This is a genomic window from Paenibacillus sp. TSA_86.1, from assembly GCF_052691815.1.
The window spans coordinates 455,703-480,823 of sequence record NZ_JBQZGE010000001.1; the positions used below are offsets into that span (position 1 = coordinate 455,703).

At 47.2% G+C, this 25,121-nt stretch carries 25 protein-coding genes; 21 read left to right on the top strand and 4 right to left on the bottom strand.

Annotated elements, in window-relative coordinates; genetic code table 11:
- The first annotated feature begins 6 nt into the window (after window positions 1–6).
- The 8 genes from ACUTVW_RS01965 to ACUTVW_RS02000 all read left to right on the top strand — a co-directional run bounded on the left by ACUTVW_RS01965 (window position 7) and on the right by ACUTVW_RS02000 (window position 8,216).
- Window positions 7–792, top strand: a complete 786-nt coding sequence (locus tag ACUTVW_RS01965) for a type II secretion system F family protein (RefSeq protein WP_445644227.1) — start codon at window positions 7–9, stop codon at window positions 790–792.
- A 12-nt stretch (window positions 793–804) separates the two neighbouring features.
- On the top strand, window positions 805–1,674 hold the full coding sequence (locus ACUTVW_RS01970; RefSeq protein WP_445644228.1) for a type II secretion system F family protein: 870 nt from the start codon (window positions 805–807) through the stop codon (window positions 1,672–1,674).
- Window positions 1,675–1,685: 11 nt separating this feature from the next.
- Window positions 1,686–1,922 carry a Flp1 family type IVb pilin gene (locus ACUTVW_RS01975; protein WP_445644229.1) on the top strand — a complete coding sequence of 79 codons (237 nt, stop codon included), beginning with the start codon at window positions 1,686–1,688 and terminating at the stop codon, window positions 1,920–1,922.
- Window positions 1,900–2,577, top strand: a complete 678-nt coding sequence (locus tag ACUTVW_RS01980; protein WP_445644230.1) for a TadE/TadG family type IV pilus assembly protein — start codon at window positions 1,900–1,902, stop codon at window positions 2,575–2,577. The genes ACUTVW_RS01975 and ACUTVW_RS01980 overlap by 23 nt, the downstream gene beginning before the upstream one ends.
- Window positions 2,578–2,668: 91 nt before the next feature.
- The gene (locus ACUTVW_RS01985) at window positions 2,669–4,786 is read left to right on the top strand and encodes a hypothetical protein (RefSeq protein WP_445644231.1); all 2,118 of its coding nucleotides are present in this window, start codon (window positions 2,669–2,671) and stop codon (window positions 4,784–4,786) included.
- Between the two features lie 95 nt (window positions 4,787–4,881).
- Window positions 4,882–5,853, top strand: coding sequence for a pilus assembly protein (locus tag ACUTVW_RS01990; protein WP_445644960.1), 972 nt, complete (start codon window positions 4,882–4,884; stop codon window positions 5,851–5,853).
- Between the two features lie 15 nt (window positions 5,854–5,868).
- Entirely contained in the window at window positions 5,869–6,372 is a 504-nt protein-coding gene (locus ACUTVW_RS01995) for an A24 family peptidase (protein WP_445644232.1), read from the top strand.
- A 122-nt stretch (window positions 6,373–6,494) separates the two neighbouring features.
- On the top strand, window positions 6,495–8,216 hold the full coding sequence (locus ACUTVW_RS02000) for a DUF6382 domain-containing protein (protein ID WP_445644233.1): 1,722 nt from the start codon (window positions 6,495–6,497) through the stop codon (window positions 8,214–8,216).
- A 25-nt stretch (window positions 8,217–8,241) separates the two neighbouring features.
- On the opposite strand, the gene ACUTVW_RS02005 is transcribed toward ACUTVW_RS02000, so the two are convergent.
- Both ACUTVW_RS02005 and ACUTVW_RS02010 read right to left on the bottom strand, forming a co-directional pair.
- On the bottom strand, window positions 8,242–9,153 hold the full coding sequence (locus ACUTVW_RS02005; protein WP_445644234.1) for a TIGR01777 family oxidoreductase: 912 nt from the start codon (window positions 9,151–9,153) through the stop codon (window positions 8,242–8,244).
- A gap of 174 nt (window positions 9,154–9,327) precedes the next feature.
- Window positions 9,328–9,795, bottom strand: a complete 468-nt coding sequence (locus ACUTVW_RS02010) for a DUF2621 domain-containing protein (RefSeq protein WP_445644235.1) — start codon at window positions 9,793–9,795, stop codon at window positions 9,328–9,330.
- Between the two features lie 168 nt (window positions 9,796–9,963).
- On the opposite strand from ACUTVW_RS02010, the gene ACUTVW_RS02015 reads away from it, so the two are divergent.
- Entirely contained in the window at window positions 9,964–11,070 is a 1,107-nt protein-coding gene (locus tag ACUTVW_RS02015; RefSeq protein ID WP_445644236.1) for a deoxyribonuclease IV, read from the top strand.
- 66 nt (window positions 11,071–11,136) lie between these two features.
- The gene (purU, locus tag ACUTVW_RS02020; protein ID WP_445644237.1) at window positions 11,137–12,030 is read left to right on the top strand and encodes a formyltetrahydrofolate deformylase; all 894 of its coding nucleotides are present in this window, start codon (window positions 11,137–11,139) and stop codon (window positions 12,028–12,030) included.
- Between the two features lie 107 nt (window positions 12,031–12,137).
- On the opposite strand, the gene ACUTVW_RS02025 is transcribed toward purU, so the two are convergent.
- Window positions 12,138–12,617 (bottom strand): hypothetical protein, encoded by a 480-nt coding sequence (locus ACUTVW_RS02025; RefSeq protein ID WP_445644238.1) that lies wholly within the window; start codon window positions 12,615–12,617, stop codon window positions 12,138–12,140.
- A gap of 533 nt (window positions 12,618–13,150) precedes the next feature.
- Here ACUTVW_RS02025 and tkt point away from each other — a divergent pair.
- The 5 genes from tkt to ACUTVW_RS02050 all read left to right on the top strand — a co-directional run bounded on the left by tkt (window position 13,151) and on the right by ACUTVW_RS02050 (window position 18,612).
- Complete coding sequence (gene tkt / locus ACUTVW_RS02030) at window positions 13,151–15,193, top strand: transketolase (RefSeq protein ID WP_445644239.1); 2,043 nt, start codon at window positions 13,151–13,153, stop codon at window positions 15,191–15,193.
- A gap of 154 nt (window positions 15,194–15,347) precedes the next feature.
- Window positions 15,348–15,665, top strand: a complete 318-nt coding sequence (gene ppnP, locus ACUTVW_RS02035; RefSeq protein ID WP_090918062.1) for a pyrimidine/purine nucleoside phosphorylase — start codon at window positions 15,348–15,350, stop codon at window positions 15,663–15,665.
- A gap of 182 nt (window positions 15,666–15,847) precedes the next feature.
- Window positions 15,848–17,203 (top strand): glucose-6-phosphate isomerase, encoded by a 1,356-nt coding sequence (locus ACUTVW_RS02040; RefSeq protein ID WP_090918059.1) that lies wholly within the window; start codon window positions 15,848–15,850, stop codon window positions 17,201–17,203.
- 168 nt (window positions 17,204–17,371) lie between these two features.
- Window positions 17,372–18,004: a YigZ family protein gene (locus tag ACUTVW_RS02045; protein ID WP_445644961.1), complete on the top strand. Its 633-nt coding sequence runs from the start codon at window positions 17,372–17,374 to the stop codon at window positions 18,002–18,004.
- A gap of 5 nt (window positions 18,005–18,009) precedes the next feature.
- Window positions 18,010–18,612, top strand: coding sequence for a TetR/AcrR family transcriptional regulator (locus tag ACUTVW_RS02050; RefSeq protein WP_445644240.1), 603 nt, complete (start codon window positions 18,010–18,012; stop codon window positions 18,610–18,612).
- Between the two features lie 175 nt (window positions 18,613–18,787).
- Here the strand turns inward: ACUTVW_RS02050 and ACUTVW_RS02055 are convergent, their stop codons facing one another.
- Window positions 18,788–19,189 (bottom strand): secondary thiamine-phosphate synthase enzyme YjbQ, encoded by a 402-nt coding sequence (locus tag ACUTVW_RS02055; RefSeq protein ID WP_445644241.1) that lies wholly within the window; start codon window positions 19,187–19,189, stop codon window positions 18,788–18,790.
- A 408-nt stretch (window positions 19,190–19,597) separates the two neighbouring features.
- Here ACUTVW_RS02055 and cysT point away from each other — a divergent pair, with 408 nt between their 5' ends.
- The 6 genes from cysT to ACUTVW_RS02085 all read left to right on the top strand — a co-directional run bounded on the left by cysT (window position 19,598) and on the right by ACUTVW_RS02085 (window position 25,014).
- The gene (gene cysT, locus ACUTVW_RS02060) at window positions 19,598–20,413 is read left to right on the top strand and encodes a sulfate ABC transporter permease subunit CysT (RefSeq protein WP_445644242.1); all 816 of its coding nucleotides are present in this window, start codon (window positions 19,598–19,600) and stop codon (window positions 20,411–20,413) included.
- Complete coding sequence (locus ACUTVW_RS02065; RefSeq protein ID WP_445644243.1) at window positions 20,410–21,207, top strand: sulfate ABC transporter permease subunit; 798 nt, start codon at window positions 20,410–20,412, stop codon at window positions 21,205–21,207. Before cysT ends, ACUTVW_RS02065 begins: the two co-directional genes overlap by 4 nt.
- Before the next feature lies 1 nt (window position 21,208).
- Window positions 21,209–22,273, top strand: a complete 1,065-nt coding sequence (locus ACUTVW_RS02070; RefSeq protein WP_090918047.1) for a sulfate/molybdate ABC transporter ATP-binding protein — start codon at window positions 21,209–21,211, stop codon at window positions 22,271–22,273.
- A 46-nt stretch (window positions 22,274–22,319) separates the two neighbouring features.
- Window positions 22,320–23,387: a sulfate ABC transporter substrate-binding protein gene (locus ACUTVW_RS02075; RefSeq protein WP_445644244.1), complete on the top strand. Its 1,068-nt coding sequence runs from the start codon at window positions 22,320–22,322 to the stop codon at window positions 23,385–23,387.
- A 190-nt stretch (window positions 23,388–23,577) separates the two neighbouring features.
- A complete protein-coding gene (locus tag ACUTVW_RS02080; protein ID WP_445644245.1) occupies window positions 23,578–24,024 on the top strand; it encodes a hypothetical protein in 447 nt (148 codons plus the stop codon).
- A gap of 195 nt (window positions 24,025–24,219) precedes the next feature.
- On the top strand, window positions 24,220–25,014 hold the full coding sequence (locus ACUTVW_RS02085; protein ID WP_445644246.1) for an MBL fold metallo-hydrolase: 795 nt from the start codon (window positions 24,220–24,222) through the stop codon (window positions 25,012–25,014).
- Window positions 25,015–25,121 lie beyond the last annotated feature (107 nt).

The following is a 25,121-nucleotide window of genomic DNA, read 5'->3' on the forward strand; positions in this document are numbered from 1 at the left end:
CAAAACATGGCTATCGGGAGGGAATGCAATGTGGAGCAAGGCAGGCAGAAGTTAACGGATTACACCGTATATATGCTCGGTTCAAGGCAACGTTTAATGTGCATGCTGGTTAGCGGTTTATTATTTTTCGGCGTGGGCTTGTTATTTTATCATCACTGGTTGGGAGGGATCATGCTGGCTGCAGGTTGCATATGGGTGCCCAGGTTTTGGACAAAGGTACTGCTGGAACGCAGACGGATGACACTTAGCCTGCATTTCAAGCAAGCTCTCTACGCACTATCTTCGGCATTGGCGGCAGGAAAATCAGTGGAGAATGGTTTCAAGGAGTCCGTTGAAGACCTGCGGATGTTGAACCCTGAAGCAGATACAGACCTGATTCGAGAGTTTACAGTATTGCGAATACGTATGGAATACGGACAGCCGATTGAAGAGGCGTTGCAGGATTTCTCAGAACGGGCACAGATTGAAGACATTACGAATTTTGCCGACGTGTTTAGTACTTGCAAACGAACGGGTGGTGATCTGATTGAAGTGGTACGCCGCACTTCCGCAGTGATTGGAGAAAAGCTGGAGATTCAACAGGATATTATGGTTGCCGTGGCTCAGAAAAGATTTGAATCCAAGGTAATGTTTGCAGCACCCTTCATTTTTCTGTTGTTTCTCAATCTGACAGCCAAGGATTTTATGGAACCCCTCTACAGCGGGATGGGGTATCTCATCTCTACGGGTGCACTTGCTGTATTAGTCTGCTGTTATTTATGGATTCATCGCATTATGGATATCAGAGTGTGAGGAGTTGAGAAGATGCTGCTTCCCCTCATCATTGGAGGAACACTTGGCGCGGGCTGGATTGTGCTTGATCGAACCCGGGGGCAAACCTACAGACATTTGCGGAAGCTGACTATGGAAGGGTTACGTTTGAAAAAAATGCATGGCCCGTTTCTGTTCATGCTGGACAAGTTCGAGATCGGCCGCAGATTACCTGTACTCATGTTTCGAATGCAGCACGCCATACAGAAGATGTATGGCGTACAGCACAGCAATGAAAAAACGTTGCTCTATTGCGCTGAAATGTTGACTTACTCATGGCTGATGTTGATGGCAGGGTGTTTGTTATCGTTCGTCGGGGATGCAGGAATGGGAGGATTAGCCGGAGGATTTATTCTTGCGATCGCTTTGCCGCTTGCGATGTACAAGGATCTCTATACAAAAATAAAGCGGAGAGATCAGGAGATCCTCATAGAGCTGCCTGAGCTGCTCAATCGAATTGTGCTCCTGGTTGGAGCAGGAGAAACAGTGCAACGTGCTATCATTCACTGCGTGAATAGCCAGAAGGAGCGAGATCATCCATTGTACAACGAACTGCGGAAAGCGGTAGCAGACTGGAATAACGGCTACTCGTTTCAGCAATCTTTGGAGCAGTTCAGCCGCCGCTCTGGTGTACAGGAAGTGACGATTTTTACAACGACGGTGCTGCTGAATTTCCGGCGTGGGGGAGGTGACTTTGTATTGGCATTGCGAGATCTGTCACATGTTTTGTGGGAGAAACGCAAGGCGGTTAGCCGGGCCAAGGGAGAGCAGGCCTCTTCGAAACTGGTGTTTCCGATGGTATTGATCTTTTTCACAATCGTGGTCATGATCGGAGCGCCTGCTTTTATGATGATGAATATGTAGGAGGAATTGGGATGATTAAAGTAGGGGAGCAGATGATGGAAGTAAGGGAGCAAACGATGGAAGTGGTAAAGAACAAGGCAGCTGCAATATTGAAAGAAGAAGACGGGTTGGGTACGCTGGAACTGATTCTAATTATCGGAGTGATTATCATTATTGCGCTGATTTTTAAAGACCAAATTACACGATTGATTACAAGTCTGCTTAGTAAAGTGGATACAAAAAGTAATGAATTTTTCCCGGGTAAATAAGCTGGAAAAGGAAGAAGGGAGCTTCACCGTCGAAGCTTCCCTGGTCTTCCCGATCATATTGTTTATCCTAGTGCTTCTGCTTTTCTTCACCATGTATATGTATCAAAAAACATTTTTGAATCAGCATGCCTATGCAGCTTCAGAACGAGCTGCCTATAGCTGGGACAACAGTAGCAAGCAGTCACTGACAGGCGAGTATACTGCTGGAGATTATGACCACCTGTACTGGCGGTTAACCGATGATCGGCTATTAGGTGCATTGTTTGGATGGGCAGGAGCGGACAATGAGATTAGTGTTACTGTACCTGGAGGTGAAGACGGTAATCTTTCGGAAAAAAAGTTAATTCAAGCCTCCAATCATATGCCCTCAGCCATGAAAGGCACAATGATGTATCAAAATACACTGATCCAGCGGAAGGTCATAACCAGGCTTGAGCAAGTCATTTCTCTGCCTCTGCCCTCATTTTTATTCAATTCAGGCAATGGTGTGTTCACACAGGGTTCCTCTGCAGTTGTAGAACCGGTTGAGTTCATCCGGACGGTGGATTTGGCCCGTTATTACGGTGCGAAGTTTAAAGGTAAAGGCGGAAAAGGAGCCGCTTCTGCTGCAGAAGCAGGACAAGTTGTACAGTATTTTGGTAAAAGCAGAAAATAAGCAAAGGAGGAGGGGGACGCTGTTTAGAAAAAAAGATGGTGAATCTGGCGCGGTAACTTTATTTCTCATCTTGATCTTGGCTGGAGTGTATATGTTTGTAGCGATTTTCATTGATTATGCCCGAATTGCGGCTTTCAAAGTTCAAACGGAGCGTATGGCACATGCTGCGATGAGATCGGTTATGTCAGCGTATGACACGTCACTTCGAGAGTATGGATTGTTTGCATATGGGGATAGCAGCGGGGATGCAATCATGGCTAAGGTATTGAATGATAGTGTGAAACCTTCGTCTGTAAAGGACGGTTTCCCGATTCTGGATATTCAATGGGACACGACTTCACTCCGCATGGAACGTAAAGTGGGAAGGCATGATATGTTTAATCGGCAAATTCAGGAAGATATGAAGTATAGAGCTCCGGTTGATTTTGCTATTGAAGTGATTAATCGGTTCAAGCCCATGTCGGACGAGATGAAGGAAGCGGCGCATACAGTTGACCTATTGAAAAAATTACAAAAGCTCTATGACAAACGAGAAAAACTCTTGGATGAAGCTATCGCCAATCAGGTGCAATCCACCGAGAAGCTGATGAAACTTCCAGACTTGATTATGAAACCGCCTGCTCAGGCCATCTACGAAGAAATGCTTGAAGCAACTCCAGAGACAGCAGCAGAAGGAGCAGCACGTTATGCCGATTATTTAAGCAAGAAACAGGCAGATGAAGGATTACCTCTGAATGAACAGCAGTACATATTGGAATTGGGGCGTTACCGAACAGGTGTGAATCAAATCGTGACAGGGATCAGCAAGATTATACAGCCAGCGCAGCAGGCACATCAGTCCAAACTTTCGGAAGCGCAGGCCAATATTAAAGAGGCTCAAGAGATTAATGAAGAAATGAAACGAGTGATTGCAGAAGGAGAGATTCGTTCCGAGAGTGCCAGTTATGAAAACGTAGGAAATTCTGCTCTGCCTGGAACAACTCCTCCATCAGCAGGTTCAGGCGATGAAGCCAAAAGTGCTCGTTCGCTCGCTTCGGAGCTTGTGAGAGAGGATACTCTGTTTGAACGGTTAAGGTCTCGTATTGATTCTCAAAATGCAGACTTCTCGAGTGTGCGAAAAGATAGCCTGGAGCTCAATACACAGCTTCGTAATGTGACGGGGATGAGTGGTGTCCCTATTAAACCAGCGGTAAGGCAGGCAAGCCAGACTGTAGAGCGATATATGGATGTCTACGGGAGAAACGGTCCTTCCAATCTTATTACACAAAGTAAACGGGAACTTGAAAACGGCCGTGGATCGGATGCCCAGCGTAAAGAGAATGACAAGCAGTCTAAAGGCAAATTGAAAGAAATGAAACGAATATTGAACCAGATTGAAAAAGGAAGTTCCGGTTCGAGACAGGCATTCAAACAGCTCGAGCAGTTTTATGAGGCCAACATGGCGTTGAATGAAAGAATTTCCGAGCAAGTGGAAAAGGCGCGGATTGAAAGTGATCCTTATGAATCTGGTGGAAGCGCGATGAAGGGCATGGATCATCTGTTTGGCGGGATGTCTGGATTACTGAATGGCCTTGGGGATGAGTTGTTTCAGAATGAATATGCACTTGCTTATTTTAACTCCATGGATTTTGGTCAACTGTTCTCTTGGACGGAAGGCAGTGGAGATGCTAAGGATGTGTTCAAGCTGGAGAATCAGGAGCTGGAATATATCATATACGGATTCCATAATCCTTCAGGTAACATCGCGTCTGCATATGCGGAAATCTTCGGCATGCGTTTAGCCATTCGCACTGCTGAAGGACTTGCCGAGAACAGTAAGCTGGGTAATCCGCTCCTTGTTTTGTCTGCAGCGATCCTATACGGAATTACGCACGCGATAGAAGATATGGTGAAGCTGGCGAAAGACGGCAGTGTTGAACTATCCAAATATATCAAGGTGAAACTGACGTATAAGGATCATTTGCGATTGTTCTTGCTTATACACAGCAATAATGACCGCAAAATGTCACGAATGCTTGCTCTGATTCGGTTGAATACAGGTGTAAACCCGGATGAGAAGCAGACTTATGCATCCGGACAGATACGCAGCAGCATCAAACTATGGTTTTTACCCGGGATCGTGCGAAGTATTGGCGCAGCTATGGGAGATGAGGATCAAGTACAAGATGGACGGTTTTTCATTGAGCGGAAGGCGGATTATTCCTATTGAACAGGTGGAAACAGGTTAATGGAGGTGCGATGGATAAACGGGTTCAGGCTCAGGATGAAAGGACAAGTGTGCAGATGCAACATCGGATCGAACGGATCAGCAGATTGGAGCGCTTGAAGTCACTGAGAAAACAGATGATTGAATCCCAAAAAGAACAGGGCAGTATGGTGTTAGAGGCTTCATTGGTTCTACCTGTTTTTTTATTCTTTATTCTGTTCCTTATCTTTATTGTTCAGATGACGCTGATCTCAACTGCTCTGCAAAGTACAGCGGGTGAAACGGTAAAACAGCTGTCAACAAAGGTATATCCGGTCTCGCTTGTATTCACGCCTTCCGATTCTGCAGGAGGCGAGAACTCGAAGGAGAGTTGGAAGTGGCCTGAGCTTTCCCTGACAGAATGGGCGGATGATTACGCTTCTTCATTACCAGCACCTCTAAGCGACTGGGTGCGAGCAGCTGCGAAGCATGGTGAAGAACCGTTACAACGAATCAAAACGTCGGTACTGGAAGCAGTGCTTGACCCTGTCGTGAAGCCGTTGTTGCAACCTTTTGTTGAAACTACACTGCTGGATATGGAACGAATTCATGTTAACGGAGTATCTATTCCTGATCTGAAGAATAAAACGAATCCATATTTCAGGCTTGAGCTAAGTTATGAGCTGCCTGTGAAGATTCCCTTTCTCAGTAAACCTCTGCGTATTCAGGCTGCTGCCGGAGAACGGATATGGATTGGTGATACAGGAGAGGGGGCTGGTAATGAAGACGGGAAAGGAAACAATGCTGGAGCAGCAACCGTTTTATCGAAGCCTGACCCAGCATTTATAGGGAACAATGCAACGATAAAGGTGCAAGTCGAGCCGGGATCGACGGCTAATCTCACGATTTTTTACAAGTCTGGTGAGAGTTCCGCGAAGCATATTGGCTGGGCCGTTGCCGACGAAAATGGAGTGATAGAGTGGACGTGGTTTGTTGGCACTCGAACAACGGAAGGCACATGGAGTTTTGTAGTAGAGACGGCTGAAGGTGCCACGACGGAAACTTCGTTCACAGTAGCATCCAGAAAATAAGGAGAGATGATATAGATGGAATGGTTTTATATGATCTGTTGTGTATATCTTCTGGTCGCCTTCGTAACGGATATACGCTCTATGAAAATTCCAAATCGGCTGACTCTGCCCGTAACGGCAGCGGGTGTGTTAACACATCTTGCATGGGGAGGTTGGGATGGTATGGTGTTCTCTTTGGCTGGATTTGCCGCCGGTTTCGGGATGTTGTTTTTGATGTACGCCATTGGTGCAGTTGGTGCAGGAGATGTGAAATTGTTTGGGGGGATAGGCGCGTGGACGGGATTTACATTTGGTGTACATGTGATCATATACTCGATCTTGTACGCTGGCGTGATTGGTTTAGTCATTCTTTTATTTCGCAGAGATGCGGCGAAGCGAATACGCAGCATGGCTATTAATCTAATCCGTTTCTTTAAGCTGGGTTCTCTTAAACTGGTGAGCCACGAAAAAACATTGAAGTTTCCGTTTATGCTTGCTGTGCTGCCGGGTTTCATCAGCTCATGGATTTATATGACGTGATAGTTATTCTGTCACGGGAGTACTAGGGATAACAGCTTTCGGAAGGTTGTTCTATCGCCTTAGTAACTGTCCGAATAATCATTCGTTTAATTTATTAATAGCAATGGAAAGTGAGGATCGGCATGTATGGATTAACGAGGGATTTTGTACGTAATGGTGGAGCATTTATGATCTTGGAAAAAGCAGACGGACTGCGGTTGGAGGAGCTCAGCAGGGTACAGTTCGGTATGTTATCGTCCAATCGAATTCCCCGCTTTCTGTCAGTACATACGCGGGAGATTGATCAAAATGTTACGCTGCAATATGACATCTCCGGTTATAAGATGTTGTCCCAAATGTTGAAGTCAGGTCAGATCGGCTTGCCGGTGTTGTACCATCTTTTATTCCAGTTGGCAGATACGCTTGTAGAGTGCAGACAGTACATGCTGGAGCCGAAAAATTTATGGATTCAGGAGGACTACATCTTCATTCAAGGATCTATTGAGCAGGGGGAGCTTGGTCTAGTTTACGTACCCATGATGAACACTCAGCAGAAGGATCATACTCCGCAGTTATTCCGTGATCTGGTGATCAGGCTTATGGCACATGTTCAGGAATTGCAAGGAGAGGGAATACAACGTGTGTTGCAGCTATGTGATGACGAGCGGTGGGATATTCAGCAGTTACGTGAGCTTTTACTGGAATTATGTACAGGCCATTTGGTACGACCAAGAGACATTCAGCAGCTAGAAAAAGAAAACGAGGTCAACTTTATTAATTATAATAAGCCTGATATAGATCAATCAGAGGTTCATCCGCGTCAGCAACAGCAGTTCATCCAGCCGGATTTAGATGTTGACGATATCCATCGCCGTCCAAATTCTTTTTTACACAGGCGAACAGCGGGACAGCCTTCTGTTGTTAACTCACCCCGCATCCATCAGAGAGAGGATTCTACTCGCATAGAGTCACTTTCACCTTTATTTGTGACCACAGAACAGGAAAACGTGGAGATTGAAGAGCAAAGTTCGGCTCCCAACTCCTCACGTACAACATACATCTGGCTAATTTGTATGCTCGCTATGGCATTAGTATGGAGGTTTATCTACATGGAACATCCAGGGCAGAACGGAATGATTCTCTCTATATCGCTAAGTATGGGGTTAATTGCGGTGGCAAGCTGGATGTGGAAGAAAACGGGCGATTTCCGAAATAAACCTGGCTTTCATCATTCTTTATTTTTATCCGTCCTGGGCAGGAAAAAAGATAAGGGGGCTAAAGCCGAAGAGGAAATGTTTCAGGAGAGTTGGCGCTGGAATACGGTGGACCAGACCAAAAAAGAAAAGAATCCCTCGATAGATGTTTTAGCTGTAGACACTATTTATGAAGAGCGTATACCTCTTCGTCCAGATCTGCCTGAAACGTTATATACAGAGGAGCAGAGAAGAGAGAGTAGTAACACTTCTCGGCTCCAATTCACGGCTCCAGCCGTAGAGGCAACAGTCAACCTTCAGCAACTGGCGCCCTCAGCGACGGAAAGTAAAAGTTCTAATGTACCATCTTGTTATCTGGAACGAACCTTAAACAAAGGTGAACGGAGCGAACGTGTAGAAGTGAGGGGAGCCTCTTTTGTCATTGGAAGAGCTGCAGATATGGTTCAATGTGTGGATAGTTCGACAGGTGTATCCCGTGCTCATGTGGAATTGAGCCGAAGCCAGTCCGGTTATGTGATCAAAGATTTGGGCTCCGTTAACGGTACGATACTTCAAGGAAATTTGCTGGCTCCCTACAAAGAATATCTACTGACGGACGGGGATACGTTCATCCTGGCCGAATCGGTCTACGTTTATCGAGTGGCAGGATGAACATTACAGTGCATTGTTTTCCCGTTTAGTCTGACAACCCTCGGTGCTTCAAGTCCTCCAGAGCCTGGATCAATGTGGGGAAAGTGAACTTGAAACCGTGATCCAAGGATTTTTTCGGAATGACCCGCTGCCCTTGAAGCAGGACGACGGATAGTTCACCAACCAATGTTTTGATCAGGAAGCCGGGTACAGGGAACCAATGAGGACGATGGTAGACTTTACCTACGGTACGGCCGAATTCATCATTAGTCACCGGGTTGGGAGATGAGGCATTAACCGGGCCTGAAATTTCCTTGTTGTGAATCGAAAAATCGATCATTCGAACGATATCCATAATGTGAATCCAGCTGGTCCACTGTTTACCGCTGCCGATCTTGCCGCCAAATCCCAGCATATACGGCAGTTTCATCAATGGGAATGCCCCTTTTTTATGACCCAGAACGAGACTGACACGGATTTTGACCAGTCTTACATCCCGGATGGCATCGGCAGCAACCTCCCACTGTTCCGAGACGCGAGATGGGAAATTCATCGACCTTTGCGGGCTGCTCTCATCAAAGGTTTCATCGGGTGAAGTTCCGTAGATTGCCATGGCCGAAGCCTGAACAACGACTTCCGGCTTTTGTTTTAGCGATTCGACCAGCCTGGCAACCCGGGCAACGGTTGTAACCCTGGATTCTACAATCTCCAGCTTAGCCTTCGTTGTCCAGCGCTGGTTCAAAGTTTCGCCCGCAAGATTCACGAGAGCGTCGAACCCTTCCAGTTCCTGTGGCATTTCTTCAAGCTGTTCCCAAGATATATATGTAAGGTTTTTACTCGGATTATGCATGTCAGGAAGTTTACGAGTGATTACTTTCACATGGTGTCCGGCCTGTAGCCAGTAATCCACAAGAGCGCCTCCTACAAATCCGGTTCCCCCGCAAATGGCAATTTTCATATGGAACATCCTCTCTAATGGGGTCAAAAAGCCCCGCAGGGTAAGTTGAAAAGGTGGAGAAGACTTACCGAACGGAGCTAATATGTGTTTAATTTAACCAAAACGGTGCCGTATCTAACGATGCTGGCATGTTTATTTTTCAACCTGTTCCACTCTGTATACTTACTCCAATGATTATTTCATCAAATGGCGATAAGGTGTATAGTCAATTTTATTTTTCTCAAGAAATTTAACCAGAAATTTGTTGTCCCGCTTTGGTGTCGCAATGATGTAACCTTTAATGCAATGATCTCTGGATACTTCGCTGGCATGATCTTCCACGGCAATTTTACCAATCTCGGCTGCAATGGAATGTTTGGCAATGTCGCGAAAAGGGCCGGGTACAGGCTCAACGAGCTGATCCAGAAAAGCCTTCGCTTCATCCGTCCACAAGTGCCGGCTTGTCTCCACCCAGTGATTCTGCCAATCAAGCTTCGACTTTCCGTCAGCCTTCGGCAGCACCTTGAGGAACTTGCGCATCATGAAAAATCCACCTATGCACATGCTGCCAAGCAGCAAAAGCGTCCAGAACGCAATCGTATTCATAAACCAGTTACTGGGGGAACTGTTCGTTAAAAGCTGGGCGTAGGTATTAAAAATCATTGCGGAATCACCTCGGTTTATTGATTTTCACGGCATGATAATAATGCGTCTTATATTCCGTAGTTAGCTGTCAAAAATAGCCTCTCATCCGAATTATATCGCATTTCTAGATTTATTTCGATAATCGCGTTATGATAAGGGATAATTCAGAAAAAGGGGGATCTATTGATGCTGAAAATTGGCTCCCACGTGTCCTTTTCGGACAAGGGATTATTAAGTGCAACGAAGGAAGCGTCCTCGTACGGTTCCAGTTCGTTTATGATATATACGGGTGCACCGCAGAATACACGCCGTAAGCCTATTGAATCCATGTTTATTGAGGAAGGCAAGCTGGCGATGGAGGCAGGTGGATTCGAGGAGATTGTTGTTCATGCTCCCTATATCATCAATCTGGGCTCTTACAAGGACAGCACATATGGACTGGCTGTGGATTTCCTTCAGGAGGAAATTCGCCGTACTCACGCCATTGGTGTGAAAAACATTGTATTGCATCCTGGCGCTTTTACGGACAAAGATGCCCATTACGGTATCGAACGCATTGCACAAGGTTTGAATGAAGTGCTGGATGGCATTCAGGAGACGGATGTGAATATTGCGCTGGAGACGATGGCTGGCAAAGGAACCGAGATGGGACGCAGTTTCGAGGAACTCGCACAGATTATTGAGAAAGTGAAACATCACGAACGTCTGACGGTGTGTATGGATACATGTCACATTCATGATGCCGGTTATGACATTGTCAATGATCTGGATGGTGTACTTGATCATTTTGATCGAACGGTTGGACTTGATCGTATTGCTGTAATGCACATTAACGATAGCAAAAATGCTATCGGCGCACACAAAGACCGTCATACACCGATTGGGTCGGGCTGGATTGGTTTTGAAGCCATCAACCGCATTGTAAACCATGAGAAACTGCATAATCGTCCATTCATTCTGGAGACGCCCTGGATTGGTAAAGATGCCAAAACGCAACGACCAATGTATGAAATTGAAATCGCATTGCTGCGAGGCGATGTGGAAGGCCGTTTTGGTCAGGAGTTCCTGAGTGAAGTAGAGCAACTGAAGCATTTCTTCAAAGGCAAAGAGCTGGATTCCCGTGCTTATGTGCTTGACGTGTGGACATTGCTCAAAAATGATGCCAAAGCCAAAAAAGCTGATCCGCGTGAACCGCTGGAACGTTTGTATGACATGGTAACGGAGGCATCATTGTTCCCGCATTTGAATGAAGAACAAATCAATCATCGCTTGATTGCTTGGCTTGCAGGGTAATCCCTGCAAGTCTTGCCTGATATAGTTCATGTATGTTTTGTCTAATTAAGGAGGAAGATTAACCCGATGGAGATTCATGCGAAACAAACACGACCTGATGATCAAAACCGCGCCAATCGAGCGCGTATGCTTATTTCCTGTCCGGATGGTCCGGGAATTGTAGCCGCGGTATCACACTTTTTGCACCAGCACGGTGCCAACATTGTACAGTCTGACCAGTATACGATGGATCCGGCAGGCGGCATGTTCTTTATGCGGATCGAATTCGATCTTCCGCAGCTGGGGAGCAATCTGGCGAAGCTGGAAGCAGATTTTGCCGAAGTTGCGGCACGCTTCAAGATGGAGTGGTCTCTTTCCGCAGTAAGCCGCAAAAAAAGACTGGCTATTTTTGTATCCAAAGAGGATCACTGTCTGGTCGAGTTGCTCTGGCAATGGCAGGCGGGTGATCTCGACGCCGATATTGCGCTTGTAGTCAGCAACCACCTGGACATGAAGGATTATGTGGAATCATTCGGCATCCCGTATCACCATATCCCCGTTACAGCGGATACGAAAAAAGAAGCGGAGCAGCGTCAGCTGGAAGTCATCGGCGATGATGTGGATGTGATTATTCTTGCCCGTTATATGCAGATTATCTCTCCGATGTTTATCGAGCATTACCGCAATCGCATTATCAACATTCATCACTCGTTCTTGCCGGCTTTTGTGGGAGGAAAACCGTATGCTCAGGCTTATAACCGTGGTGTCAAAATCATTGGCGCAACGGCGCATTATGTAACCGAAGAGCTAGATGGTGGCCCGATCATTGAACAGGACGTACAGCGTGTAAGCCACGGGGATAATGTGCCTGAATTGAAACGCATTGGACGTACCATCGAACGTGTTGTGCTTGCGCGTGCTGTGAAATGGCATGTGGAAGACCGTGTTCTTGTACATGAAAATAAAACAGTCGTATTTTAAGTCTAAGTTTACACTTTAATACTGCGCAAGGTTGATCCGTAACCTCGCAAGAGAATTAGAAGTGTAATCACTCAGAGAATATGCACTATAAGCCAAGCGGCTCCGGTTCAATGATGAACCGGGTGCCGCTTTTTGGCGTGCATGTATTTTCCACATAGACCTAGCAAAGCACCAAAAAGAAGATGGCCAACTACCCAATAGAAAATCGCAACAGCGTCATTCAGATCGGGCACACGTGGGGATAAGGGAGACAAAGGGATATACAACAGGGAAGAGACGGCACCGATAAATATTCCTCTGCTGACTGGACGGCCTGAACGTCTGATCCACCATATGTAGAAAATCCCGATGACAACGGATACAGCAAGATGCAGGGAAAATTCGATCCATTCCGGCAGACGCGGAGGGAGCCCCGGCACGAAATCAATGTTCAACAACAAGGTATATACCTTTTCACCAGTTATTGTCTGAACAGCTTTCAGAAACAGCCCCAGAAAAACACCGCTGACGATTCCGGTTATGATCCCGGAAAACAAGGGTAATGATGATTTTAATGAACGAGACGGGTGTCGCACAGCATCTGACATTTCAACCCCTCCTTGGAATGAAGCATATCTATTACTTGAAAAATAAACCCTTCACCTTGCTCTCGAATCCGAAGATACAGACTAGAACTTGCAAATTTCACGTTAACCTCTAAAATATGTATGGTTTTCGGGTTAAAGGTTATACTTCATCCGATGGATTAGGGCGTATCTTGAAACCGACTGAAGCGCATCTTTTACCGCCTTTTCGCCCCCTGCTGCATCACTTTCTCTTGACGTGCCCCGGCACGCCTGCGGTAAACATCCTGGCTTGGAACGAAAAATTCGGCAAAATTGGCTTCCTTCAGCGTTTTCAGACACACCCTAGCAAGGTTTCATGATGATCACCTGAATTTTCCGTAACTTTCTAAAAGAAGGTTATGGAAAAGCTTCACGTCAAGTGATACAATACAAAAGTGAATAAGTCAAAATGAAACATTCAAGCGGATTTACTTATTGTTTATGCGGTTTGCTTGTATGATGAGAGGGATTCGCTTGCGCACCCGACTTATCTAAAGACATGAGGAGGACAAACCATGACTGACAAGAACGAAGCGATTCAAAAGGACGAGAACACTACAATCGACAACCTGTCGATTACAACCGTACGTACTTTGGCGATTGATGCAATTGAGAAGGCAAACTCCGGACACCCGGGTATGCCGATGGGCTCCGCTCCGATGGGATACCAGCTTTTTGCAAAAACGATGACTCATAACCCGGACCACCCGACTTGGATTAACCGGGACCGCTTTGTGCTATCCGCAGGACATGGTTCCATGTTGCTGTACAGCTTGCTGCACCTGAGCGGATACGACCTTCCAATGGAAGAGTTGAAACAATTCCGTCAATGGGGAAGCAAAACTCCGGGTCACCCGGAATTCGGACATACAGCTGGTGTTGATGCGACGACCGGACCACTGGGTCAAGGTATTGCTATGGCCGTTGGTATGGCAATGGCTGAAGCTCAACTGGGCGCAACCTACAACAAAGACAAATTCAACGTTGTTGATCACTACACATATGCAATCTGCGGTGATGGCGACTTGATGGAAGGCGTATCTCATGAATCAGCTTCCCTGGCTGGGCGTCTGGGCCTTGGTAAACTGATCATGTTGTTCGACTCCAACGACATCACGCTGGACGGCAAACTGGATCTTTCTTCTTCCGAAAGCATCGCTAAACGTTTTGATGCGTATGGCTGGCAAGTGCTGCGTGTTGAAGACGGTAACGATCTGCCTGCAATTGAAAAAGCAATCAAAGAAGGTCAAGCAGATACAGCGCGTCCTACATTGATCGAAGTGAAAACCGTTATTGGTTACGGTAGCCCGAACAAACAAGGTAAAGGCGGCCACGGCGGTACTCACGGATCTCCACTGGGTGCAGAAGAAGCTAAACTGACCAAAGAATATTATAAATGGGTGTACGAAGAAAACTTCCACGTACCAGCTGAAGTTCGCGATCACTTTGCTCAAGTAAAAGAGAACGGTATTGCTGCAAACAAAGCTTGGGACGCGCAATTTGCTGAGTACAAAAAAGCATACCCTGAACTGGCTGCTCAGTTCGAAACAGCGATCAACGGTGACCTTCCGGAAGGCTGGGATCGTGATCTGCCGAAATATGCGGCAACGGACAAAGCATTGTCTACGCGTGTAGCTTCCGGTAACGCTCTGAACGGTCTTGCACACAATGTGCCTCATCTGACAGGTGGTTCCGCTGACCTGGAAAGCTCCACAATGACTCACCTGAACAACCTGACCAACTTTAGCCCGGAAGACTATTCCGGCCGTAACATCTACTTCGGTATCCGTGAATTCGGTATGGCTGGAGCGATGAACGGTATGGCACTGCACAGCGGTGTGAAAGTATTCGGCGGTACGTTCTTCGTATTTACCGACTACCTGCGTCCGGCTGTTCGTCTGGCTGCTCTGATGGGATTGCCTGTAACGTACGTCCTGACTCATGACAGTATCGCTGTTGGTGAAGATGGTCCTACGCATGAACCGATCGAGCAATTGGCTTCCCTGCGTATCATCCCGAATCTGACAGTGATTCGTCCGGCTGACGGTAACGAAACTTCTGCAGCTTGGGCATACGCACTGGAGAACAAGAGCAATCCGGTTGCACTGGTGCTGACTCGTCAAAACTTGCCGATCCTCGAAGGAACGGTAGAGGGTGCACGTGAGAACGTGAAACGTGGTGCTTATGTGGTATCCGATGCTAAAGACGGCAAAGCGGTAGCGCAAATTATTGCTACAGGTTCTGAAGTACAGCTGGCTGTTAAAGCTCAAGCTGCACTGGCTGAGCAAGGTGTTCAAGTTCGCGTAATCAGCATGCCAAGCTGGGATCTGTTCGAGAAACAAGACAAAGCTTACAAAGAGTCCGTTCTTCTTCCGGATGTTAAAGCTCGTCTGGCAATCGAAATGGCTTATCCAATGGGCTGGGAAAAATATGTTGGAGATCAAGGTGACATTCTCGGAATCAGCACATTCGGTGCTTCCGCGCCTGGCGACCGTGTAATCCAGGAATATGGTTTTACTGTGGATAATGTAGTTAGCCGCGTAAAAGCATTGCTGTAATAAAAGCTCTATACTTCAAAAGTCTGTCATGGGCCGAACGTCTTCCGGCGCTCTAGGCTCATGACAGTTGTTATTTCTACAGAGACATGGGCGGCATAACTGTCCTGATCTGTGTTGCCTTTTGTTTTCATTAACTTCAGGGGAGCGGGTACGCATGTCACAATTCGATCAAGTCAGTGTAGTTAAAAAGGCCAACATTTATTATGATGGTCAGGTAACCAGCAGAACGGTTATTTTGGGGGATGGCAGCAAAGTGACGCTGGGCATCATGCTTCCGGGCAACTATGAGTTCGGCACAGATTCCCGCGAAATTATGGAGATTCTGTCCGGCGATCTGAGAGTATTGCTTCCTGGTGAAGAAGAGTGGCAAGAGATTCAAGGCCAAGCTACATTCCACGTGCCTGCCGAATCCAAATTTAAACTGGAGATACGCAGCGTTACCGACTACGTCTGCTCGTACCCGGCGGAATAACACAAGAAGGGGAACTCGAACCGCAGTGCTGCGGATTCGATTTGCCCTTTTTGCTTCTTGATTGTTAACAGTCAAGTTCATCCGTAAGCTTGTCAGCAAGGTGGATTTGAAGTATCCTTAGGACAAGTTGTTTAACATGGAAAACGGAATTATTATACCGATATCAGGAGGTTTTTGAGATCATGGCAAAAAAAGTGACATTTGATTATAGTACAGCTTTGCAATTTGTAAACCAGCACGAAGTAGACTATTTCGCTGAACCGATCCGCTTGGCTCACGAGCAACTTCATAACGGTACAGGAACAGGTTCCGACTATCTCGGATGGATCGACCTTCCGACAGCATATGACAAAGAAGAATTTGCCCGCATTCAAAAAGCGGCTGCAAAAATCCAAAGTGATTCCGAAGTGCTGATCGTTATCGGTATCGGTGGATCATACCTGGGTGCACGCGCAGCGATCGAGATGCTGACCCATTCCTTCTACAACAACTTGCCGAAAGATAAACGCAAAACACCTGAGATTTATTTTGCAGGTAACAACATCAGCTCCACGTATGTGACACACTTGCTGGATCTGGTAGAAGGCAAAGACTTCTCCGTGAACGTTATTTCCAAATCCGGTACAACAACTGAACCGGCAATTGCATTCCGTATTTTCCGTGCAGCTCTGGAGAAAAAATACGGGAAAGAGGAAGCTCGCAAACGCATCTACGCAACAACAGATAAAGAGCGCGGAGCACTCAAAAAGCTGGCGAATGAAGAAGGTTATGAATCTTTCATCATCCCGGATGATGTAGGCGGACGTTATTCCGTACTTACAGCCGTAGGTTTGCTGCCAATTGCAACAGCGGGTATCAACATCGAAGAAATGATGCAAGGTGCAGCCGACGCATCCAAAGAATACAGCAATCCAAATGTAGCTGAGAACGAAGCATATCAATATGCTGCAGTTCGTAACGCATTGTATCGCAAAGGCAAAGGCACAGAGATTCTTGTTAACTATGAGCCATCCTTGCACTTTGTATCCGAGTGGTGGAAACAGCTCTTTGGTGAAAGTGAAGGTAAGGACTACAAAGGGATCTACCCGGCATCCGTAGATTTTTCCACAGACTTGCACTCTATGGGTCAATTCATTCAGGAAGGTAGCCGAAACATTTTCGAAACCGTTATTCAAGTCGCTGAAGTATCCGAGCACATCTCCATTGAAGCTGATGCGGATGATCTGGATGGCCTGAACTTCCTGGAAGGAAAAACGATGGATTTCGTTAACAAAAAAGCATTCCAAGGAACGTTGCTCGCACATACGGATGGTCAAGTTCCCAATCTGATTGTGAACATTCCAGATATGACTCCATATTCGTTCGGATATCTGGTATACTTCTTTGAAAAAGCATGCGGCATCAGCGGATATCTGCTGGGTGTGAATCCATTTGACCAACCGGGTGTGGAAGCATACAAGAAAAACATGTTCGCACTGCTGGGCAAACCAGGCTTTGAAGAAGAGAAAGCAGCGCTTGAAGCGAGACTTTCCGAATAATTCTGGGCTCTGCTCATATAGTTAAATAAGGATTGTTAAGTCCATCCGGGAATGCGTCCTTTTGCAGGGGACGGTTCCGGGATGTAAATTAACCAAGGCAGTTCATCCGCAATATGCGGGGAACTGCTTTCTTGTAAAATGGATGATTTACGGAAAGTTGGATTGGAAATGATAGAACGTTATCGAACGGTTCGGAGATCAGGGCAGCTGGAAATCGTGATCAAAAAATCACGGTTTATCGGTCATGTTATGCCAGTCACAACCGAGGAGGAAGCGATTGCTTTTATTGATGATATCAAGAAGAAACATTGGAATGCGACACATAACTGCTCGGCGTACATGATTGGCGAGCGGGATGAGATTCAGAAGCAGTCTGATGACGGGGAACCGAGCGGTACAGCAGGTAAACCCATTCTTGAAGTGATCAAGAATCAGCAATTAAAGAATGTAGCCATTGTGGTAACCCGTTACTTCGGTGGAATTATGCTTGGTGCCGGCGGGCTGATCCGTGCGTATACGGATGGGGCTGTGGCAGCAATTGAGGCAGGAGAAGCAATTACCAATTTGCTGCATCGAGAAGTGTTTGTAGAGCTGGATTATACGTGGCTTGGAAAAGTGGGAAATGAGTTAAGAAGCCGGGAAGTGCGTACAGGTGAAACTGCTTTCACCGATAAGGTTACGTTAACTTGTCTTCCGCCGGATAGTGAAACCGAGGCATTTATGGCCTGGATCACGGATTTGACGCAAGGGCAATCCCGGATCACGGAGGGACAGCGGCTTTATTTTATTGAAGGGGAATAAAATATATGGCTAGAAGAGCAGTCGAACAGGAGTTGTCGAGGGAGCGGATACTGGAGGCGGCGAGGCATCTTTTTATTACCAAAGGATACCGCGCCATTTCGATGCGAAGCATCGGTCAGCATCTGGGCTATAGTCATGGGTCGCTGTATTATCATTTTAAGGAAAAAGCAGAGTTGTTCTATGCGATCGTGGTAGAGGATTTCAACCATCTGGGACATCTACTATTACAAGCCATGGTCAGGCCGGTTGCAGGCGGCGTGAACAAAGTTGAGCATATTTTGATGGAGTTTATTCGATTTGGTCTGGAGAATCCGTATCAATACGAGATTATGTTTATGATTCGGGACGAGGAATTATTGTCTTATTGTCGTACCGAGCAGGGGCGTTGTTTCGAATTGTTCGCGTCGATCATTCGGCAGTATATGCAGGAAGAGGGCTGTGCCGAAGAAGATATTCAGCATGTGCCGCGTACTTTGTTTCTGGCTATGCACGGCTTCATATCGTATCATATTCAAGACCGTTTAACGTTTGCAGAGATCGAATCCTCTGCGTTGTCTCATGTGAAAGTATTGTGCCGTAACTTGGGTCAGCAGCCTGGCGTGCAATAATTGACGCTTTTGCCTGCCCCTACACTTCAAGGCGGTGATTGGTCATAACGTTAACTCTTTATTACGTTATCATGCGAAAGATATATTGCTTATACGCAGAAGACGAAGACAGGCGCTTCCTAACCCCGGTACAGGGTCAAGCGCCTGTTTGTGTTCCTCTTGTTTGAAACAAGACCTAACCTTCCATGATCTTGATAAAATACTCCCGGTTACGCGGTCCGTCAAATTCGCAAAAATAGATCCCTTGCCAGCGTCCGAGGAGCAGTCTGCCTTCGTGCAGGATAACGGTCTGTGACGGACCGCTAGTTATTGATTTGAGATGAGAGGCTGTATTGCCCTCAGCGTGACGATACTCGGGATGTTCCCAGGGGTACACCTCATCCAGACGTAACAGTACATCATGTTTTACATCAGGGTCTGCATTTTCATTAATGGCAATCCCGGCTGTAGTGTGGGGACAGTAGATAAGCACGGTTCCATTCTGCACACCGCTGCTTTGCACAACCTGTTGGATATCCCGTGTGATATCCTTCATCTCATCTCTTGCAGATGTGGATATACTCTTCGTATATAACATCAGAGATCACTCCTTCACGTTGTAATTGTGCCTCCATTTTAACTCTTTCGATTGTAACTTAACCACGTAAGCGAAACAAACCGCACGAGATAACATCTGTACATCAATGATTAATGTGAAATTGGAAACATACAAATGTGTGAACACATTGAACAAATTTTCGCCAATGAAATATATTTAATCACTATGGTAAAATAAGAAATATTTGTTTAATCCGGGCATTAAACAGTTCGAATAAAAGCATTGACGATCAGCACTGCAAACTGGTAAAGTATCAGATAAGCAAAAAACCAAGTAGACTAATGGGAATAATAATAAAGTAAACTTATCCAACTTAGGGAAATGTCGTATGAAGTCAGGTAGACTGCCGACCGGAGCCAAAGCCGGAGGCTGGGAGGGAACACAGCAATGAACACCGTTCTTCGTCACAAGGGATGGACCTGGGGATTTCGTAGTACCGTATTATTATATTTTATCGTACTTATTGTACTTCCAATCATCGGTGTGTACGCCAATTCCTTCTCTGAAGGATGGAGCAATTTTGCTGAGAGCATCATGGACCCGATCGCATGGAAGGCGGTCCTGTTAACGGTTCGTCTGGCCGTGGTCGCCGCTTTAATTAATGTGATCTTAGGAACCATGATTGCCTGGGTGTTAACCAGATATCGATTCGTTGGCAGATCATTTCTTAACAGCCTGGTTGATCTTCCTTTTGCCCTGCCAACCGCTGTAGGTGGTCTGATGATTATGCTGCTGCTCGGCCCGATCAGTGCTGTTGGGAAACTGGCTGAATCAATGGGTTTCGAAATTGTATTTCATCAGCCTGCGATTGTGGTCGCGATGACCTTTGTTACCTTTCCTTTTGTCATTCGCGCAGTACAGCCTTTGCTGGAAGAGATCGATCCTTCCGAGGAAGAGGCCTCATACACGATGGGCGCTTCCAAGGCTCGCACATTCATGCAAGTCATTCTGCCATCCATGGCTCCCGGCATGATTAGCGGCGGGATGTTAGCTTTTTCCAGAGCGCTTGCTGAATTCGGTGCCGTTGTGCTGGTTGCTGGCAATATTCCGGGCAGAACGCTGACGGCTTCCGTTTTTATCTATGGTGAGATTGAAAGTGATAACCCGACAGGGGCGGCCGCGGTATCCGTTTTGCTGCTCACGCTCTCCTTCCTGATCCTCTGGCTGATCAATCTGGTACAGATGCGGGGGAGAAGACGATGAGAAAATGGTTAATCGGACTGACATATGCCGTATTTACCCTGCTGCTGATCATTCCACTTGGTCGTATATTGATCGGAGCATTTGAGGATGGTGCAGGTGGATTTGTAAAAGGTATTATGCGTCCCGAAGCGCTGCACGCACTGATGATGACCGGACTCGTTGTACTGGTGGTGACCCTGTTAAATACATTGTTTGGCATCATGATGGCACTCTATCTGGTTCGTGCGGGCTGGTTGAGTGACCGCGTCAAAGGGCTGCTGAACAGCGTTGTGGATCTGCCCTATGCCGTATCACCGGTTATTGGCGGCTTGATGATCGTTTTAATGCTTGGACCGAACAGCATCATGGGGGGATTTTTTGAAGGCATCGGATTTAATGTGGTTTATGCGTTCCCGGGCATGGTGATTGCCACATTGTTCGTCACGTTCCCGCTGATGGTAAGAGAGGTTATGCCTGTCCTGCAGGAGCTGGGTTCCCAGCAAGAAGAGGCGGCTTCCACGCTTGGAGCCTATGGCTGGAGAACGTTCTGGAGTGTTACCTGGCCTTCGATCCGCTGGGCGGTGGTTTACGGTCTAGTTCTGACGGTAGCACGCTCATTGGGAGAATTCGGGGCGGTATTGGTCGTATCCGGTAACATTATGAACAAAACGCAGACGGCAACAACGCTGGTATATCAGGATGTAGAGAATTTTAACGTGTCGGCTGCAAACGGTGTGGCATTGGTGCTGGTAACCTTCTCCGTAGGACTGCTGCTCCTGATGGAATGGGCCAAGAAGCGAAAGGAAGTGCATTGAGATGCATGTAGAAGTTCGTGATCTGAACAAACATTTCGGTGATTTTCATGCGGTGAAGGATGTCTCGTTCGATATTGCCAAAGGCCATCTGATCGGTCTGCTCGGCCCCAGCGGAGGCGGGAAAACGTCGATTCTGCGTATGCTCGCAGGGCTTGAAAGCCCAGGGTCGGGCGAAATCCGCTTCCACGGAAAAGTCGTGAATCATCTGCCGCCTCAAGAGCGAGGCATTGGATTTGTATTTCAGAACTATGCGTTGTTCAAACATATGAGTGTTTTTGATAATATTGCGTTTGGTCTCAAGGTGAAAAAGACACCCAAAGCCCAGATTCGTGATCGCGTGATGGAACTCGTTGAGCTGACTGGGCTGAAAGGTTTCGAACAGCGTTATCCGCACCAGTTGTCCGGTGGACAGCGTCAACGTGTGGCCTTCGCCAGAGCGCTTGCGCCTGAGCCGCAGTTACTGCTTCTGGACGAACCGTTTGCCGCCATTGATGCAAAGATCCGTCAAGAGCTTCGTTCATGGCTGCGTGAGTTGATCGAGCGGGTGGGCATTACATCGATCTTTGTTACTCACGACCAGGATGAAGCGATTGAAGTGGCAGACGAGATCATGATTATTAGCCAAGGCCGTTTGGAGCAAAAGGGTACCCCTTGGGATATTTATAAAAATCCGCAGACCCCATTCGTGGCGACTTTTATTGGGGAGTCCACGGTGGTAGAGGATGCCTCTCAGCTAAAAGGTTTCGAGCATGCTGTGCAAGGTGGCAATACACGTGCGCTGATCAGACCGGAGTATATCGAGATTGGACTCAAAAACGAGTTCACGATGTTGTCTGCAACGGAAAAAGGGATTGTGAAACATCTTCACTTCCGCGGTAGTGAATGGATGGTTGAAGTTGAGGTGGAGGGACATAAGCTCATCACCTATCGCTCATTGGAGAAAACGACACTGGAGATCGGGCAAACGATCCGTGTGCTTGTGCACCGCGCCTATTTGTTCAACGACTCGGAGAGCTGGGTTGTTGAGAACCGACTGAAGGAAGATCCGATGCCTGTCATGATCTAAAGCCTGTTATTTTAAGAAAAAAGCAGAAATGAAAGAAGGTGCGGCCATGCAGACGAGCCAAAACAAAAAGAAATGTATACCTCTATACGTGATCCTGATGCTTGTGCTCGTCTGTGTGACTGCCGGATGCAGCAAGCAGGAGCCAGGGCAGCCAGCCGGGGTTTCGAGTGGGGATTCATCGCATACACTGGTGATCGGTGCATATAGCGTAGCGAAGGATGCGGTAGGTGAACTGTTGCCCAAGTTCCAGGCAGAATGGAAAGCCAAAACGGGACAGACCATTAATTTTCAAGAGTCTTATGAAGCCTCAGGAACTCAAGCCAGAGCGATCGTCGGCGGTTTCGAAGCGGATGTAGCCTTGCTGGCGATGGAAAGTGACATCGATAAACTGGTGAAGGCCAAGCTGGTCACTGCGGATTGGAAACAAACGCCGAATGAGGGCATGATTACCCGTTCGATTGTTGTGCTGGGTACTAGAGCAGGCAATCCACTGGGAATTAAAGACTTTCAGGATTTAACCAAACCCGGTGTGAAGGTGTTGTATCCTAACCCGAAAACATCCGGCGGTGCACAGTGGGATATTAATGCTATTTACGGTGCAGGACTAAAGCTGTCGGAGGAGAAAGAGGGCAAGAAAGATCCTGCCGCAGCGAAAGCATTTCTGGAAGAGGTGCACCAGAACGTTGAATCCCTGGATAAGAGTGGCCGTTCCTCGATGGCGGCATTTGAATATGGTGTAGGGGACGTCATCGTAACGTATGAAAATGAGTTGCTTGCCCGAATTGCAAAGGGTGTAGATTATGATATCGTAGTGCCCAAAAATACGATACTCATCGAAAATCCCGCAGTGGTGGTGGATAAATACGCGGACAAACACGGCAATCGGGAGCTGGCGGAAGCCTTTATCGCATACTTGCGAACGCCTGAAGCACAGCGCATTTTTGCGAAACACGGCTTCCGCTCCGTAGATCCGGACGTATTTGCCGAGACGAAAGAATCGTTCCCGACACCAGCGGGGCTGTTCGATATCAACTATCTGGGTGGATGGGATGAGGTTCGTAAGACGCTCTATTCCAAGCGCGGAGTCTGGTATCAGGTGCTGGCGGGGCTGTAACCGCTACTCTCCAGGTTATTCTGTCATCGGAGTGTTCTGTGTAAGAGAGATTAATTCAGCTTATACAGGAATGCAAACCTTCATTTTTCGGCATGCCGAGATGGAGGTTTTTTACTACGAAAAGGTTATAATAGAAAGTATACTAATACACATGTTGGCATAATTGTAATTGCAGAAAGGCGTGACCGTAATGAGTACAGAGATCAAATTATCCCAAAGCACAGCGATTCGACTGGAGCAGGCCCGCGGCAAGGGCATGTCAGAAGCGGATATATTAGAAGCGATTCAAGCCAAGGATGTAGCGGCATTTGATAGCGTATCGGAGGAGCATTATCGGTACGATACGTTTTTCTCTTATGCAGACGAGCATGGTGAGAATCTGGAAGGTGCTCTTCGGAACGGGTATCGAATTACGTTTAATACTCGCGGCGGACTTGGCATCTGGCTGGAAAAAGCATTTAATCTGCAAGCAGACAAGGATTTCGCGGTGGGTGAAGGGGTTATCACCGGTTTGCAGTTGACCGCAGAACAGGCTGAGGTGTTAGAGCAACGTCTGGCATGGAACTGGGTCATCACGGATGCCCAAGATGTTCCTGCTGGCCGTGAACTGACGTTGAAACTGCGTGCGCTGGTGTGAGCGGACGCATACGGAACCATCGTGTCTGATGCTGGACTTCTCCAGCGAGGTCAGACGACAGACTTTCCCGGCTAGCTGTGATGAGCTGCAGCGGGAGAGTCTTTTTTTTGCAAAAGCGGAGGTAGGGGATTACAATTTACATAGAATATTTGGACTGAGCTGAATCGGCTTCAGGGATCGAGAGGGGAATGCGGAATGAATCAGCTCACATTTCTGGGCACGGGCGATGCCATGGGTGTTCCACGGGTGTATTGTGATTGCGAGGTGTGTACGGAGGCAAGAATCACAGGTGAAAATCGGCGGAAACGCTCGTCTGTTCTGATTCATGAGGGCGGTGATGTTCGAGACAGGCAGGAAGACGCGATGTTTATGATCGACTGCGGGCCGGACTGGCGTTCTCAGATGGAAGATCAGGGGATGCGGATGGTGCATACGCTGCTGATTACACATGCGCATTTTGATCATATTGGCGGTTTGCCGGAATGGGCAGATGCGTGCCGCTGGCTAGGAGTGAAGGGCAGTCTATATGCTCCGCGTGAGGTGATTGTTACGATTCAGGGACAGTTTCCGTGGCTCGCTCGTCATATGGATTTTCTGGAAACGGACAATGGGATTGAACTCGGCGGATGGAAGGTGCGCTCATGGAAGGTGTGCCATGGACATAACGGATTTTCGTATGCTTACCGACTGGATCATGAGGGGTATGCGTGGGCGTACTGTTCGGATGCGATCGATTTGAAGCAAAATGAGAAGGAACTGTTACATGGACTGGATCTATTGGTGCTGGGCACGAGTTTTGTGCATGAGCTGGCGGAGTTTTCGACGCGCTCGGTGTATGATATGCAGGAGGCGCAGGAGCTTTTGCGAGAGTTGAAGCCGGGACACACCTTTTTTACACATATGTCCCATGATGTTGATGTACGGCAGAGTTACGATCTGGATCAGGGCATTACGGTAGCACGTACGGGAATGACGGTGAAGCTTGGATAGGGCGCGACTGGAGAATGAGTTTGGCAAAAATAAAAGAAGAAGAGCGTATCCTTTACAGGAGGTTCTTCGTTTACATAGTGAAAGTCATCTGAAATTACCATCAATCA